This window comes from Allobosea minatitlanensis (assembly GCF_964020775.1).
In genome coordinates this window covers 2,750,823-2,766,440 of the sequence record NZ_OZ224509.1, presented here as the reverse complement: position 1 = coordinate 2,766,440, position 15,618 = coordinate 2,750,823, and the positions used below count along the sequence as shown (strand labels likewise).

Sequence of the window (15,618 nt, the reverse complement as noted above, 5' to 3'; positions counted from 1 at the left end):
TCATGAAGGTCGTACTCTTTTGCGGCGGCATGGGCATGCGGCTGCGGGGCTATGTCGACGATGTTCCGAAGCCGATGGTGCAGATCGGCTCGCGCCCGATCCTCTGGCATCTGATGAAGTACTACGCCCATTTCGGCCACAAGGACTTCATCCTCTGCCTCGGCCACAAGGGCGGCGCCATCAAGGATTATTTCCTGAAATACGACGAGTCGATCTCGAACGACTTCGTTTGGTCCCGCGGCGGGCGGAAGATCGAGTTCATCAACCGGGACAGCGACGACTGGACGATCACCTTCGTCGAAACCGGCCTGCATGCGACGATCGGCGAGCGGCTCAAGGCCGTCGAGCCCTATCTGCGGGGCGAGGAGTATTTCCTCGCCAATTACGGCGACGGCCTCAGCGACCTGCATCTGCCGACCATGATCGGCGAGCTGCAGCGCAGCGACGCCGTCGGCTCGCTGCTGCTGGTGCAGCCCACGGCGAGCTTCGACATCGTCAGGACGGCGCCTGACGGCAAGATCGCCGAGGTGGCGGCGCTGAGCCAGTCCGACATCTGGATCAATGGCGGCTTCTTCGTCTTCCGCAACGAGATCTTCGACGACATCCACCCCGGCGACGAGCTGGTGCGGGAGCCGTTCGCCCGGCTGATCCGGCGCCGAGCCCTGCTGGCGCATAAATGCACCGGGTTCTGGCAGTGCATGGACACCTTCAAGGACAAGCAGCGCCTCGAGGAGCTGAACGACACCAACCCGCCCTGGAAGGTGTGGAAGGAGAGCGCCGCCGTCTCCTATCCCGCCAGGGCCAAGCCGGTGCCGGCGATGACCCAGGTCGCCTGACCATGCTGCGCCTGAAGCCGGACCGTGACGGCGCCTCTCCGCTGCGGGTCCTGTGCCTGGGCTGCCACTCCGACGACATCGAGATCGGCTGTGGCGGCACGGTGCTGCAGCTCGCGGCGGAGCATCCGGGGGCGGTGTTCGACTGGGTCGTCTTCAGCGCGAGCGGGGTGCGTGCCGCGGAGGCGGCGAGCGGGGCCAGGCGCTTCGTCGATCCCGCCCGCATGGAGCGCGTGGTCCTGAAGGATTTTCGCGACGGCTACATGCCGTTCGCCGGCGCCGAGATCAAGGACGTCTTCGAGGAGCTGAAGCGGGAGATCTCCCCCGACATCATCTTCACCCACAACCGCCGCGACGCGCATCAGGACCATCGCCTGATCGCCGAGCTGACCTGGAACAGCTTCCGCAGCCACCTGATCCTCGAATACGAGATCCCGAAATATGACGGCGATCTCGGCCGGCCCGGCGCCTTCAGCGCGCTCTCGCGGGAAACCTGCGAGAGGAAGGTCGAGCTGATCCTCGAGACCTTCGCGTCGCAGGGCGGCAAGCACTGGTTCGACCGCGCGACCTTCATGGCGCTGATGCGGCTGCGCGGCATGGAATGCGACGCACCGAGCGGATATGCCGAGGCGTTCTACGCCCGCAAGCTGCTGCTCTGAACCGGCAAGCGAGGCCGCCATGCAGGACCTGAAGGGCAGGACCGTCCGCGCCGGACTCATCAATGTCGGCTCGCGCGGGCTCGGCTTCGTCATCCGCATCCTCGCCCTGATGGTCCTCGGCCGGCTGCTCACCCCGGAGGATTACGGGCTGGTCACGATGGTGACGGCCTTCACCGGCGTCTTGAACATGTTCGGCTGCTTCGGCCTGTTCCAGGCCGCGATCCAGCGCGACCGGCTGAGCGAGGAGGAATCCTCGTCGCTGTTCTGGCTGAACCTGGTGTTCGGCGGGCTGCTCACCCTGACGGCGCTCCTGGCGGCGCCGCTGGTCAGCGCCTTCTACCGGGAGCCGCGCCTGCTGGCGATCATGGACGTGATCGCCTTCACCTTCGTCATCACGGCGGCCGGCATCCAGCACGGCGTGCTGCTGCAGCGGCGATTGTCCTTCGGGGTCTCCGCCAGGGTCGATATCGGCGCGCTCGTCGTCGCCACCGCCGTCTCGGTCGGGATGGCCATGGCCGGCTACGGCTACTGGGCGATCGTCTCGATGACCATCACCCTGCCTCTGGCGACGACGATCGGCCTGTGGCTGTCGACCGGCTGGGTTCCGGGCCGGCCGCGGCTCGTCGCCGGGCTTTCCGCCATGCTGCGCTTCGGCGGCGGGACGACGCTCACCGGCTTCCTGTCCTACGTCACGATCAATATCGACAAGCTTCTGCTCGGCCGCGTCTGGGGCACGGAGGCGACCGGCCTCTACAGCCGCGCCTTCTATCTGGTCAATTTCCCCACCGAGAGCCTCAACACCACGATCGGGGAGGTCGCCTTCGCGGCGCTGTCGCGGACCCGGGAAGACCCGGACCGCCTCCGCCGCTACTTCCTGAAGGGCTATTCGCTGGTGGTGACGCTGACCCTGCCCCTGACCGTGGTGTGCGGGCTCTTCGCCGACGACCTGATCCTGGTCGTGCTCGGGCCGAAATGGACCAGCGCCGTCGGGATCTTCAGGATCCTTGCCCCAACGATCCTGGTGTTCGCGATCTCGAGCCCGCTCGGCTGGCTGCTCAACGCGCTCGGCCTGGTCCGGCGGGGCGTGCAGATCGGGCTGTTCTCCGCCGCCTTCATGGTCGCGGGCGTGCTGGCCGGGCTGCCTTACGGCCCGCATGGCGTCGCCCTGGCCTATTCCTCGGTGATGGTGCTCAAGGTGATCCCGGTCGCGGTCTGGGCGCTGCACGGCACCGGGGTGCGGCTGCGGGCCTTCGCGGGGGCGCTGGCGAGCCCGCTCGCCGCCTGCGCGTTCGCGGCCGCCGTCGGCTACGGCGTGCATGGCCTGTGCCCGCCGGCCTGGCCGCCGGTGCTGCGCCTGCTGCTGGATATGGGTTCGTTCGGCGCGACCTATCTCGTGGTCCTGCTGCTGATCGCGGGAGAGAAGGCGCTGTATCTCGACCTCTTCCGCGCCATCAGGTCGCGCGCCGACCAGATGGCCTAGCCGCCTGCCTCCTGCTCCCGGCCCCCGGATACCGCGCTTCCTGCGCCGGAACGGCGCGGCGCGGCCGGCATTATCCGGTAGAGGGCCTGAATCCGGGGGCTGGGCATGCATTTTGCGGCGACGGACGTCGAAGGGGCGATGGTCATCGACCCGTCTCCCCATGCCGATGCGAGGGGGCGCTTCATGCGGGCCTGGTGCGTCGCCGAATTCGCCGAGCACGGCCTGGATTTCGTCCCGGTGCAGGCGAATATGGGCTTCAGCACCAGGCGCGGCACGCTGCGCGGCCTGCATCTCCAGTGCGCGCCGGCGCGCGAGGCCAAGCTGGTGCGCTGCACGCGCGGCGCGATCTTCGACGTGGTCCTCGACCTGCGGCCGGACTCGCCCGGCTACGGCGCCTGGCACGGCGTCGAGCTGAGCGGCGAGAACGGCCGCATGCTCTACCTGCCCGAGGGCTGCGCGCATGGCTATCAGACGCTCGAGCCGGATACCGAGATGCACTACATGACCTCGGCGTTCTACGCGCCGGCCTGTGCCACCGGGGCGCGTTTCGACGACCCCGCCTTCGGCATCGCCTGGCCGCTCGCCGTCACCGAAATCTCCGAGCAGGACCGCAACTGGCCGCTGACCGAGCGCCGGCGGCCCGCGTCGCTGCCGGACCGGCTCCTGCCGGCCTGACTGCCTCCGGCGCCATCGAAAGGGAACGCATCATGGCTCTCGATCTGGTGTTGCGGGACTTCGAGGCGGCCGGCCGGCCGATCCGCGTCGGCCTGGTCGGCGCAGGCGCCACCGGCCGCGCCTTCGCGCTCCAGCTCGGCACGCCGGTGCCCGGCATGCGTCTCGTCGCGATCGCCAACCGCACGCCCGCCCATGCCGAGCGGGCCTTTCGCGAGGCGGACATCCGGGGGTGGAGCCGGGCCTCCTCGGCGCGGGAGGCGGCAAACGCGATCGCGCGCGGGCTGCCGGTCCTGGCCGAGGATCCGTCCGTGCTGACCGCCTGCGAGGCCGTCGACATCGTCGTCGAGGTCACCGGGACGGTCGAGGCCGGGGCGGCCGTGGTGCTCGATGCGATCGCGCATGGCAAGCATGTCGTGATGGTCAATGCCGAGCTCGACTCGCTGCTCGGCCCGCTCCTGAACGCGCGGGCCCGCGAGGCCGGGGTGGTCCTGACCAATACCGACGGCGACGAGCCCGGCGTCGCCATGACCCTGCTGCGCTATCTGCGGACGCTCGGCCTCAGGCCCGTGGCCGCGGGCAACATCAAGGGCATGGTCGACCATTACCGCAATCCCGACACCCAGCGGGCCTTCGCCGAGAAGAACGGCCAGGACCCGCGCAAGGTCACCTCCTTCGCCGATGCGACCAAGCTCTCGATGGAAACCGCGGTGCTCGCCAATGCCACGGGCTTCCAGGCCGGCCGTCGCGGCATGTACGGGCCGGCCTGCACGGATGTCCGCGAGATCGCCGAGCGCCTGCCGGCGCAGGCGATGCTCGAAACCGGGCTGGTGGACTATGCCCTGGGGGCCGCGCCCCATACCGGCGCCTTCGTCGTCATCCACGAGGAGAACCCGCTGAAGCGGGCGCAGCTCGCCTATTACAAGCTCGGCGACGGGCCCTTCTACGTCTTCTACACGCCCTTCCACCTGCCGCATCTGCAGATCGCCTCGACCATCGCGCGCGCCGTCATCCGGCACGATCCCACCGTGGCCCCGCTCGGCGGCCCGGTCTGCGAGGTGGTCACGGTGGCGAAGCGCGATCTCAGGGCCGGCGAGCGCCTCGACGGCATCGGCGGTTTCTGCGCCTACGGCCTGATCGAGAACGTCGCGGCGGCGCGGGCCGCCGACGCGCTGCCGATCGGCCTGTCCGAGGGCTGCGTCCTGCGGCGCGACAGGCGCCGGGACGAGGTCGTCGCCTTCGCCGATGTCGCGCTGCCGGCCGGCCGCCGGGCGGATGCGCTCTGGCGCGAGCAGGCGATGCGCTGGCCGAGGCGCCCGGTGCAGGCGCCGCCGCGGCGCGCCCTCGCGGCGGTGGAGGGCTGAGATGGCACGGCGTCTCGCAGACGGGCGCGCGCGCCGGCCGGGGCAGGCCCCGGCGGCATCCGATTCCTCGATCGCAACGGGGCTGGACCGGCCATGCTGAATCGCTCCTTCTGGCAGGGCCGCAAGGTCTTCCTCACCGGCCATACCGGCTTCAAGGGCGCCTGGCTCTCGCTCTGGCTGGAGGCGCTGGGCGCCGACGTCACCGGCTACGCGCTCGACCCGCCCTCCGAGCCGAGCCTGTTCGTCCAGGCGCGGGTGGGCGAATGCATCCGCTCGATCCGCGGCGACGTGCGCGACCTCGCGCATCTGCAATCCGCGATCGCGGCCTGCGATCCCGACATCGTCATCCATATGGCGGCGCAGTCGGTGGTGCGGCGCAGCTATGACGAGCCGGTCGAGACCTATGCGACGAATCTGATGGGCACGGTCCATCTGCTCGAGGCCGTCCGTCGGCGCGGGCGCCCCTGCGTCGTGGTCAACGTCACCAGCGACAAATGCTACGAGAACCGGGAATGGGTCTGGGGCTATCGCGAAAGCGACCCGATGGGCGGCCACGATCCCTATTCCAGCTCCAAGGGCTGCGCGGAGCTGGCGACGAAAGCCTATCGCGACTCCTATTTCGCGCCGGAAGCGCTGTCCCGCCACGGCGTGGCGCTGGCCAGCGCCCGGGCGGGCAACGCCATCGGCGGCGGCGACTGGACGGCCGACCAGCTCATCCCCGACCTGATCCGGGCCTTCCTCGACCGGCGCCCCTGCCGCATCCGCAATCCCGGCGCGATCCGGCCCTGGCAATTCGTGCTGATGCCGCTCCACGGCTACCTCCTGCTCTGCGAGAGGCTGGCGGAGGACGGCGCCGGCTTCGCGTCCGGCTGGAATTTCGGGCCGGCGGAGGCCGATGCCAGGCCGGTTTCGTGGATCGCCGACAGGCTCGTCGCCTCCTGGGGCGAGGGCGCTTCCTGGACGCAGGACGGGGCGGCCCACCCGGCCGAGGCGCAGTTGCTGCGGCTCGACACGTCGCGGGCGCGCGCGCTGCTGGGCTGGCGCCCGGTGCTCCAGCTCGATCAGAGCCTGCTCTGGATCGTCGAATGGTACGAGGCGTTCCAGGCGGGGCAGGATCTCCAGTCGCTCACGCGCCGGCAGATCGAGCGCTACGAATATCTCCTCCAGGACGACGCCGAGACCAGCGCTCAGGCGGCACGGCGGCGGATGAAGGCCGCCGCCGCGCCGCTGCTTTCGGCCGCCGAAGGCTGATCCGGAAATTGAACGACGGCACAGGGAAAGCACGCTCATGCCGAACGCGATTGTACTGGGAACTGGAATGGCCGGCTTCGGGGCGGCTCACCGCCTCCGGGAGGAGGGCATCACGCCGATCATGTACGACAAGAACGCGTATTATGGCGGCCATACCATGTCGTTTCGCCACGAGCCCGGCTTCGTCTTCGATATCGGGCCGCATATTTCCTTCACCAAGGACGAGCGCATCCAGGGCCTGTTCGCCGACAGCGTCGACCAGCTCTACGAAACCATCCAGATCAGCCTCAACAACTACTGGCGGGGCTACTGGCCTCAGCATCCCGTCCAGCTCCACCTGCACGGCCTGCCCGAAGACGTGATCGTCAAGGTGATCGCCGATTTCGTGGAGGAGCGGCAGAAGCCGGAGGGGCCGATCGACACCTACAACGACTGGCTGATGGCCTCTTTCGGCCCGACCTTCGCCGAGCTCTTTCCGAAGCAGTATACGCGCAAATACCACCTCACCACGGCCGAGAACATGAGCACGGACTGGCTCGGGCCGCGGATCTACCGCCCGACGCTGGAGGAGGTGCTGCGCGGCGCGATCTCCGCCTCGTCGCCGAACATCCACTACATCACGCATTTCCGTTACCCGAACCGGGGTGGCTTCGTCTCCTACCTGCGGAAATTCGTGCCATTCGGCGACATCAGGCTGAACCACGAGCTGGTCTCGGTTGACCCGCGGGCGCGCCAGCTCGCTTTCTCGAACGGCGCGCGCGCCGGCTACGATCTCCTGGTCTCGTCCGTGCCGCTTCCGGATCTCGTCCCGATGATCAGGGGCACGCCGCCAGACGTTCTGGAGGCGGCGCGCCGGCTCGCCTGCTCCTCCTGCGTGCTGGTCAATATCGGCGTGGACCGCGAGGACATCTCCAGCGCCCACATGACCTATTTCTACGACGAGGACATCTGCTTCACGCGCCTCGGCTTCCCGCACATGCTCTCGCCGAACAACGCCCCAAAGGGCATGGGAAGCATCCAGGCGGAGGTCTATTTCGCGGACAAGTACAGGCCATTCACCGGCAGGCCTGCCGATCTCATCGAGCCCGTCATCGGCGATCTTCGCCGCTGCGGTCTGCTGCGCGACAGCGACCGGATCATGTGCCGCAACGCGATGTATCTGCGCTACGCCAACATCATCTTCGATCTCGACCGGGCAGCCGCGCTCGCGACGGTGCACGGCTATCTCGACGATCTCGGCATCTCCTACTGCGGGCGCTACGGCGACTGGGGGTACATGTGGACGGATGAGAGCTTCAAGAGCGGTGAGGCGGCGGCAGGGGCGGCGCTCTCCCGGCTGGCGGCCTCCCGGGTCCAGCGGCAGGTGCAGATGGCATGAGCGACCGGGGCCGCATCGATCTCCGCGCCGGCGCCACGCCGCTCGAACCGTCCTGGTCCGAGCGGCGGGAGGCAGGCGTCGAGCCGGTGCGGGCCGTGCCGGCGCGGTCGAGCCGTATCGCCCTTCTGGGGCATTGCGGCACGGGCAATCTGGGGGACGAGGCCTCGATCGCCGCCGTGCTCGACAACATCGCGAGCAGGGTCTCCGGGGCGTCCATCGTCGGCCTGTCGATGGACCCGGAGGACACGACGCGCCGGCACGGCATTCCCTGCTTTGCGATGCGCCAGCGCGTTTTTCCGTTCGAGCGCGAATGGTCGTCGGCCCAGCATCCGGGCGGCCCTCAGGGAGTTGCAAGCAAGCTCAAGGCTTTCATCAAGAAAACCGGGCCCTTGTTCCGCGTCGGGAACGCGGTTCGGCGCGGGCTGATCCTGCGGCCCGCCCAGTTCATTCGCGAGACGGCGTTTCTGCTGCGCGCGCTGCTTTTGCTTTGCGGGCTCGACATGCTCGTCATCTGCGGAGGCGGGCAGCTTCTCGATTGGGGCGGCCCCTGGGCGTTCCCCTATACGCTGTTCAAATGGATCCTCCTCGCCAAATGCGCCAACGTCAAATGCGTCTTCCTGAACAGCGGGGCAGGGCCGCTCGATGCGCCTTTGAGCCGCTGGTTCGTCCGGCGCATGCTCGCCATGGCCGATTACGTGTCGGTGCGCGACCGCGCTTCCGGCGAATTGCTGCGGAGGATCGGCTTCCGCGGCAAGGTCAGGGTCGTCGTCGACACGGTGTGGAATCTGCGGCTGCCGGACTCCGCCAGGCAGGCCCCGGCCGCTGCGCACGCGGAGGGCGTGATCGGCATCGGGCCCATGGCCTATGGCGATTCCTCGCGTCACTGGGTCGATGACGATCGGGGCTACCGGAACCTGATCGCCAGCCTGGCCGAGTTCGGCAGCCGGATGCTCGCGCGCGGATACCGGATCAAGCTCTTCAGCAGCGATATCTGGTTCGATTCCCGGGCGATTGCGGATCTCGAGGCTGCTATTCGGAGGAATGACCCGGCATTGGCGCCGGACCGCGTCACCTGCGAGGCGGTTTCCGGCATCGACGGCATGTTCGCTGCCTTGTCCGGCCTGGATTGCTACGTCACCTGCCGCTTCCACGGCGTGGTGTTCGCGTCATTGCTCAATGTGCCCGCCGTCGCGCTGGCGCCGCATCCGAAGGTCACCAACCTGATGGAAGAGCTGGGGCTCGGCGAATACTGCGTCGAGATCTCCCGCTGCGATGCGGAAGATCTGGCAACCAGGGTCGAGCGCCTGCTCGCCAATGCCGATGACGTCAAAGCCCGCATCGGAAGGCAGGTTGCGATCTTCCAGGTGCAGTTGACCCGGCAATTCGACGATCTTTTCCTGGACAACAACGAAAAAGAGGCCGGGAAGAAGGAATAATGCGAGGAAGGTGGGCGAGATGAGCGAAAGCAGCGAGCCGTTGGTCAGCGTTGTGACCCCCGTCTACAATGGAGAGAAGTTCCTCAGGGAATGCATCGAGAGCGTTCTGTCGCAGACATACCGGAATTGGGAATACATCGTTCTCAACAATGCCAGCACGGACGGGACGCTCGGTATCGCCGAGGAATACAGCCGGCGCGACAGCAGAATTCGCGTCCTCAGCAATGACGCGCTGCTTCCGATCATCGCCAACCACAACAGGGCGTTCGGACTGATCGCGAAGGACAGCAAATACTGCAAGGTCGTCTCGGCGGATGACTGGATCTATCCGGAATGCCTCGAAAAGATGGTCGCCCTCGCCGAGGCGCATCCATCGGTCGGCATCGTCGGCGCCTATCAGCTCAGCGGGGGCCGGGATATCTGGTATGTCCGCAATGTCGGGCTGTCCTATGCGCAGCCCGTCATCCTGGGGCGGGACATCTGCCGCGCGCAACTGCTCGGCACCTTGAGGGTCCTGGGAAACCCGACCTCGGTCCTGTACCGGGCCGATCTCGTGCGAAGCACCGACGCATTCTTTCCAAATCCCACCCAGGAGGCGGATACCAGCGCCTGCCTCAAGCATCTGCGCCATGCGGATTTCGGTTTCGTGCATCAGATCCTGACGCATGAGCGGATTCACTACGACCGCGTGACCACCGCCTCGCTCGAAAACAACGCCTATGTGTCGGCGGAGATCAGCGACTGCCAGGAATATGGCGACTGGTATCTCACCCGCAGCGAGAAGCAGGCGCGGATCGCGCAATTGCTGGACCAGTACTACGCCTATCTGTCGCTCAACGCCTTCAAGTTCAGGGACAGGGCGTTCTGGGACTATCACATCCAGCGGCTGCGCGATCTCGGCTATCGCTTCGACGGGCGAAAACTCTCTCTCGGTATCGCGGCGAAAGCGGTGGATTCGGTTCTGAACCCGAAGGGCACGATACAGACCATCAGCAAGAGAATTCGCCTTCATTACATGATCAAAGGGATGAAAGTTTCCTAGAGGGGCAATTTCGACTGAAATCGAATGTTGAAGGGACTGTGTTCGATCAGCAGACAACGGTTCGTGCCGGATCAGGCGCTTGCCGGCGAGAGGCGCTTGCTCAAGGCCTCTCGGTCATGACGTTGCTGAATTGGTTAACGGATTGATAATCAACTTGCGCGATCGGTGAATTTTGAGTAGCTTTCAAAACAGGAGATGCCGACGGCCCGATGCTTCCTCGGGTCGACCGTTCATGTGTTGCGGGCATTCCAGTGATAGGCAGCGTCTTTCACGATCTGCGGCGGCGCGAGGCGGGTGAGCCCGCTCTCGACAACCGCGGGCTCGTGCGGCCGGGGCCGCGCCGGCGGCCATCGGGCGCCGGCGGCCTTTCCGCCGCAGGAGCGCCTGCGGCAGCCGGTCGGGCGGCCCAGGCCCGGGCCCAGGCCTGCGTCGAGACCCATGCTCAGGCGCATCCGGCGAAGTCGGCGGGGCCGTTGTCGCAATTGCCGAAGCTTTTGAAGGCGGCCGGGAGGGATGCCTGTCGGGCCGCCTTGCGCCGCGCCGTGCCGCGTGGGCGGCGGATCAGGGCCGGCGCGGCCGCTTCGGCCGAGCCGGCGTCCAGCGTTCCGATAAACTGAGTTTTTCATGGGGGAGGAACAACGAAAGCTGCCTGAAGAGTCAGGAGGATTACATGAAGGAGAGTCGATCCTTCGGAATCGCCGTCCTGGGGAAATATTCCCTGATGCGGGAAGGCATCTCCCGAATCCTGCAGGAGCAGAAGTTTCGCGTCCTGACCTCCGCCACCGGCGTCGAGGAGTTGCGCGGCAAGGTCCGGGCGCAACGGCTCCTCTTCCTGATCGTTCATACGAGCGACGATTTCAGCCTCGTCGCCGCGGAAATCGGACGCCTGCGCGACGAATATCCGGAGGCGCATGTCGCGGTCGTGGCCGAGCATTACGCCGCCGCCGAACCGGGGCTGGCCTTCCGGGCCGGGGCCGCCGGCTATCTCGTCAATGCGATTTCCTGCGACGCTTTCGTCAAATGCATCGAATTGCTGATGCTGGGGGAGGCGGTGTTCCCGCCGGCCTTTCCCGCGCCCGAGCCCATGGCCGGAAAGCGCCGCCGCACCGGCCGGGGCGCCGGAATCCCCCGCCAGGAGCAGGCTGCCACGGCCGGCTGCGCCTCTCCCGAGAGCCCGGCGGCGCCGCTGCTGTCGCCGCGCGAGACCGCGATCCTGCGCTGCCTGATCGAGGGCGATTCCAACAAGTTCATCGCCCGCAAGATCGACATCGCCGAGGCGACGGTGAAGGCCCATATCAAGGCCATCCTGCGCAAGATCCGGGTCCAGAACCGTACGCAGGCGGCGATCTGGGGCATCAACAACGCGGTGCTGCTGCTGCCCGCAAACAGCAACTCGGTGTTTTCCGCCGCCGAGGCCGAAACGGGCTGGACACTCTCCCGCTAGAGCATTTTCGAGCGAAGTGGATACCGGTTCGCGTGAAGAAAATGCGTTAAATCAATAAGCTAGAGCATCGGACTGGATGTCGTATTCAGTCCGATGTTCAGGTTCTTTGATCTTGCATCGGCTTTTCCCGAAAGCCGCGTTCCGCTTTGCGGGCCGATGCTCCGGGAGCCTCCGCGCCCCGGCCGCCGGCGATGCGATAGATCCCTGCGCGGCATCTCAGGCCAGCCCGACCAGGTGCAGCAGGGCGAAGCAGCCGGCGCCGCCGCCGATCAGCAGGAGCGGGTTGATCGGGGTGGCCATCAGCAGCGCCGTCGAGGCCAGCGCCAGCCCGCGGCCGATCCAGCCGCTGTCGAGCGAGGCCAGCAGCACGTAGCTCGCCGCCAGGATCGTCCCGGCGGCGACCGGCCGCAGCCCTCTTTCCAGCGCCTTGAGCAGCCTCGCGCCCTCGAAGCGCGACCAGATATGGGCGACGCCGTAGATCAGCAGCGCGGTCGGGCCGAAGATGCCGATCGTCGCCGCCAGCGCCCCCCAGGGCCCGGCGATGCGCCAGCCGATCAGCGTCGCCAGCAGCGAGCCCGGCCCGGGCGCCAGCCGCGAGATCGCGAAGGCGTCGACGAATTGCGAGGCGGTCATCCAGCCATGCAGGTCGACGATCTGGCGGTGCATGTCGGCGACAGCACTCTGCCCGCCGCCGATCGTCACCAGCGAGAGCGGCAGGAAGACGACGAGAATGCTGAGGGCGATGGCGGGCATCGGCGAGATCAGCCCCGGGAATAGCTGACGGCGACGCTGAGCGAGCCGGCGACGAGCACGGTCCAGATCAGCGGCCATTGCAGGATGGCGACCGCGACGAAGGTCGCGGCCATGATCGCGAGCGGGAAGGCGCGGCGCGGCACGCGCCGGGCCGCGGTGAGCCCCATCGACAGCGACAGCCCGATCGCCGCGCAGGCGGCGCCGGCCAGCGCGACATGGGTGAGCGCGAAGCCGGCGAGCGCGCTGAAGGCGGTGCTGATCAGCACGATCAGCAGGGCGGCGGGCACGACGATGCCGAGCCAGGAGGCGATGGCGCCGTTGCGCCCGCCGAGCCTGTAGCCGATCCAGATCGCCATGTTGGTGACGTTCACCCCCGGCAGCGCCTGCGCGATCGAAAGCCCGTTGAGGAAGTCCTCCTCGCTCATCAATTTGCGCTGCTGCACGAATTCGCGCAGCAGCCAGCCGCTGAGCCCGCCGCCGAAGCTGGTCAGCCCGATGCGGGCGAAGATCAGGAAGAGCTGGGCCGGGCTGGGAGGTTCTGGGGTCGAAACCGGCATCTGAGGTCCGCGGGGCAGGCGACTCTGGGATCGGCACAATGCCGGCTTCGGCGGGGATGGCCAGCGCGGCCGTGCATGCGAGCCATGACCGCGCGGCGGTTCCCGCCGCGCGCCGGCGGCGTCACGAGCGCGGCGGCGGCCCGCGCCGGCCGAGGGTACGGTTGACCGCCCGCTTGAGCCGGGCTCCCGCCTCCCGCACGCGCTCGCGGTTGCGCTGCCCCGCCTCGCCGCGCGGCAGCGGCTCCGGCATGGGCAGGGGCCGCTCGGAGAGGGGCGCGGGCCTGCCGCCGCGGGCGAGATCGGCCTCCGCCGGGGAGAGATCCGGCAGGCCGGGATCGACATAGGCCTTGATCGGCAGATGGTCCGAGGCGGTACGCGCCAGCGGCGTATCGTGGACCTCGACATCGGAGAGGATTTCCGGCCGGTTGGCGATGATGCGGTCGAGCGCCAGCAGCGGCAGGCCCGAGGGGAAGCTCGGCACCGGCACCGGCAGGGTGTGGAAGGCCGGTCCCAGCTCCTTGAGCGAGGAGCGCGCGCCCAGGCGCCATTCGTTGAGATCGCCGAGCAGCAGGGTGGGGCGCTCGTCCCGGCTTTGCATGATCTCGATCAGGCGGCGCGCCTGCTGGGCGCGCGAACGCTTGAGCAGGCCGAAATGGGCGGCGACGATCCTGAGCGCGGCGCCGCCTTCCAGGTCGAGCTCGACGACGAGCGCGCCGCGCGGCTCCAGCCCCGGCAGTGTCACCTGGTGGACGTCCCGCACCATGCCGCGCCGGAACAGCACGACGTTGCCGTGCCAGCCATGGGCGCGGCTCGCATTGCCGAGCGGCACGGGCACGAGGCCCGTCTCCTGCTCCAGCCGGGGAAGGTCGAGCAGGCCGTGGCGCTCGCCGAAGCGCTTGTCGGCCTCCTGCAGGGCGATGACGTCCGGCCCGATCTCGGCGATGACGCGGGCGATCCGCTCCGGGTCGAAGCGCCCGTCGACGCCGACGCATTTATGGACGTTGTAGGAGGCGACCAGCGTGCCGGAAGCCTGCTCGGCGCTGCGCCCGGAGGGCGCGGCCGGCCGGCTTCTGCGGTGGCGGAGCGAGGAGATGATGCTCGCCGGCAGGCTCGGGCTCTTCTTGTGCATCGCGGCGCCAGCCTGTGTCGGCATGGAATCGAATCGGCGGACCGGCAGGATACGCCAGAGCCGTCTCATGCGCCCGCGCCGTGTCAGAGATAGGGCGAGCCGAGCCAGATCAGCCGGTCGGTCAGACGCAGGAGATAGGGTCGCGCGCGCAGGCCGGCAAGCGTCACCTCGGTCGCGGCCTCGATCACGCCGGCGATCCGGGCGTCGATCTCGCCGGCGAAGTCGCGGTCCAGCACCTCGACGTCGATCTCGAAATTCAGCCTGAGCGAGCGCGGATCGAGATTGGAGGAGCCGACATAGGCCCATGCGCCGTCGACGACGAAGAGCTTGGAATGGTCGAAGGCGCCGGAAGCCCGCCAGATCCGGCAGTAGTTCTTCAGGATCTGGTCGAACTGCGCCGTCATCGCCCGGTCGACCAGCACGAGGTTGTTGACCGAGGGCACGACGATGTCGATGGCGACGCCGCGCCGCGCCGCCGTCACCAGCGCGCTGATCAGCTCCTGGTCCGGCAGGAAATAGGGCGACATGATCCTCACCGAATGGCGCGCCACCGAGAGGGCGCCGGTCAGGATCTTGTGGTTGTTCTCCAGGCAGGAATCGGGGCCGGACGGCACGGCCCGCATCAGCACCTCGGGCCCCTCGGCGGCGGGGGCGCGCAGCGCCCAGGCCTCGCCTTCGAGCGCCTCGCCGGTGGTGAAGCGCCAATCCTCCGCCGCCACGGCGAAGAGGTCGGCGACCACCGGCCCGGTGACCCGGAAATGCGTGTCGTGCGCCGAAGCCTCGCCCGCGAACTCCGCGGTGAAGCCCTGCCGGATGTTCATGCCGCCCATGAAGGCGACCGCCCCGTCGACGACGATGATCTTCCGGTGGGTGCGCAGATTGGCGTAGGGCAGCCGGAGGCCCATGATGATGTTGCCGTTGAAGACCCGGACGTCGAGCCCGCCCGCGCGCAGATAGCCGGCCATGCTCGGCACCGAATAGCGGGCGCCGACGGCGTCGATCAGCACCCGCACCGCGACGCCGCGCTTCTGCGCCGCGATCAGCGCATCGGCGATGCGCAGGCCGAGCGGATCGCGGTCGAAGATGTAGCTTTCGAGGATCACGCTGCGCTCGGCGGCGGTGATGGCGACGAGCATCGCGGCATAGGCCTCGTCGCCGGTGCGCAGCGTCTCGATGCGGTTGCCCATGGTCAGCGGGTGGCGGGCGACGCGGTCGCCGAGCGTCTTCAGCGCGGCGAAGCGCCGCCCGAACAGCCGCTCGACCGTCGCGCCGTCGGCATGGACCGCCGCGCCGCCATCCCCCCCGACGCGATGGCCCGGCCGCTGCGACAGGATGGCGGTCCGGCGGATGCGGTTGACGCCGGCGATGGCGTAGAGCAGGGCGCCGACGATCGGGGAGAGGACGATGACGCCGGCCCAGCCGATGGCGGCGCGCACCTCGTCCTTGGTCATCACCGCATGGACGGCGGCCGTCGCCGCCATCGCCAGCGAGATGACGGCGAGGATATGCGGCCAATAGGCCGAGAGAATCTCCCACATATGCCGAAGCTAGAGCATGTTTCGCACGGATTGAAACGTCATTGCGGGCGCAGCGCGGCGATCCGGGGCGGCCGGGTCGATC

Annotated in this window: 13 protein-coding genes and 1 pseudogene; 10 read left to right on the top strand and 4 right to left on the bottom strand. The window is 68.1% G+C overall.

Annotated elements, in window-relative coordinates; translation table 11 throughout:
- The first annotated feature begins 2 nt into the window (after nucleotides 1-2).
- The 10 genes from ACWH43_RS13620 (at nucleotide 3) to ACWH43_RS13575 (ending at nucleotide 11,559) form a co-directional block, all read left to right on the top strand.
- Nucleotides 3-836 carry a glucose-1-phosphate cytidylyltransferase gene (locus ACWH43_RS13620; RefSeq protein WP_158448115.1) on the top strand — a complete coding sequence of 278 codons (834 nt, stop codon included), beginning with the start codon at nucleotides 3-5 and terminating at the stop codon, nucleotides 834-836.
- A 2-nt stretch (nucleotides 837-838) separates the two neighbouring features.
- The gene (locus ACWH43_RS13615) at nucleotides 839-1,492 is read left to right on the top strand and encodes a PIG-L deacetylase family protein (protein WP_158446351.1); all 654 of its coding nucleotides are present in this window, start codon (nucleotides 839-841) and stop codon (nucleotides 1,490-1,492) included.
- A gap of 19 nt (nucleotides 1,493-1,511) precedes the next feature.
- Nucleotides 1,512-2,972 carry a lipopolysaccharide biosynthesis protein gene (locus ACWH43_RS13610; RefSeq protein ID WP_260349439.1) on the top strand — a complete coding sequence of 487 codons (1,461 nt, stop codon included), beginning with the start codon at nucleotides 1,512-1,514 and terminating at the stop codon, nucleotides 2,970-2,972.
- Nucleotides 2,973-3,077: 105 nt separating this feature from the next.
- Complete coding sequence (locus ACWH43_RS13605; protein WP_158446349.1) at nucleotides 3,078-3,647, top strand: dTDP-4-dehydrorhamnose 3,5-epimerase family protein; 570 nt, start codon at nucleotides 3,078-3,080, stop codon at nucleotides 3,645-3,647.
- Nucleotides 3,648-3,679: 32 nt separating this feature from the next.
- Nucleotides 3,680-5,008: an NAD(P)H-dependent oxidoreductase gene (locus tag ACWH43_RS13600; RefSeq protein ID WP_158446348.1), complete on the top strand. Its 1,329-nt coding sequence runs from the start codon at nucleotides 3,680-3,682 to the stop codon at nucleotides 5,006-5,008.
- A 93-nt stretch (nucleotides 5,009-5,101) separates the two neighbouring features.
- Nucleotides 5,102-6,259 carry a CDP-glucose 4,6-dehydratase gene (rfbG, locus tag ACWH43_RS13595; RefSeq protein ID WP_158446347.1) on the top strand — a complete coding sequence of 386 codons (1,158 nt, stop codon included), beginning with the start codon at nucleotides 5,102-5,104 and terminating at the stop codon, nucleotides 6,257-6,259.
- A gap of 37 nt (nucleotides 6,260-6,296) precedes the next feature.
- On the top strand, nucleotides 6,297-7,637 hold the full coding sequence (locus ACWH43_RS13590) for a protoporphyrinogen/coproporphyrinogen oxidase (RefSeq protein ID WP_260349442.1): 1,341 nt from the start codon (nucleotides 6,297-6,299) through the stop codon (nucleotides 7,635-7,637).
- Complete coding sequence (locus ACWH43_RS13585; protein ID WP_158448114.1) at nucleotides 7,634-9,073, top strand: polysaccharide pyruvyl transferase family protein; 1,440 nt, start codon at nucleotides 7,634-7,636, stop codon at nucleotides 9,071-9,073. The genes ACWH43_RS13590 and ACWH43_RS13585 overlap by 4 nt, the downstream gene beginning before the upstream one ends.
- Nucleotides 9,074-9,092: 19 nt before the next feature.
- Nucleotides 9,093-10,115: a glycosyltransferase family 2 protein gene (locus ACWH43_RS13580; RefSeq protein ID WP_158446724.1), complete on the top strand. Its 1,023-nt coding sequence runs from the start codon at nucleotides 9,093-9,095 to the stop codon at nucleotides 10,113-10,115.
- Nucleotides 10,116-10,785: 670 nt separating this feature from the next.
- A complete protein-coding gene (locus ACWH43_RS13575; protein ID WP_158448113.1) occupies nucleotides 10,786-11,559 on the top strand; it encodes a response regulator transcription factor in 774 nt (257 codons plus the stop codon).
- Between the two features lie 216 nt (nucleotides 11,560-11,775).
- Here ACWH43_RS13575 and ACWH43_RS13570 read toward each other — a convergent pair whose 3' ends face one another.
- From ACWH43_RS13570 to ACWH43_RS13555, 4 genes and pseudogenes are all read right to left on the bottom strand, one after another.
- Complete coding sequence (locus tag ACWH43_RS13570) at nucleotides 11,776-12,312, bottom strand: chromate transporter (RefSeq protein WP_158448112.1); 537 nt, start codon at nucleotides 12,310-12,312, stop codon at nucleotides 11,776-11,778.
- Between the two features lie 8 nt (nucleotides 12,313-12,320).
- Nucleotides 12,321-12,869, bottom strand: coding sequence for a chromate transporter (locus tag ACWH43_RS13565; protein ID WP_158448111.1), 549 nt, complete (start codon nucleotides 12,867-12,869; stop codon nucleotides 12,321-12,323).
- 334 nt (nucleotides 12,870-13,203) lie between these two features.
- Nucleotides 13,204-13,998 (bottom strand): annotated as a pseudogene (locus ACWH43_RS13560) (endonuclease/exonuclease/phosphatase family protein); the annotation flags it as partial.
- Nucleotides 13,999-14,081: 83 nt separating this feature from the next.
- The gene (locus ACWH43_RS13555) at nucleotides 14,082-15,536 is read right to left on the bottom strand and encodes a phospholipase D-like domain-containing protein (protein WP_158445561.1); all 1,455 of its coding nucleotides are present in this window, start codon (nucleotides 15,534-15,536) and stop codon (nucleotides 14,082-14,084) included.
- Nucleotides 15,537-15,618 lie beyond the last annotated feature (82 nt).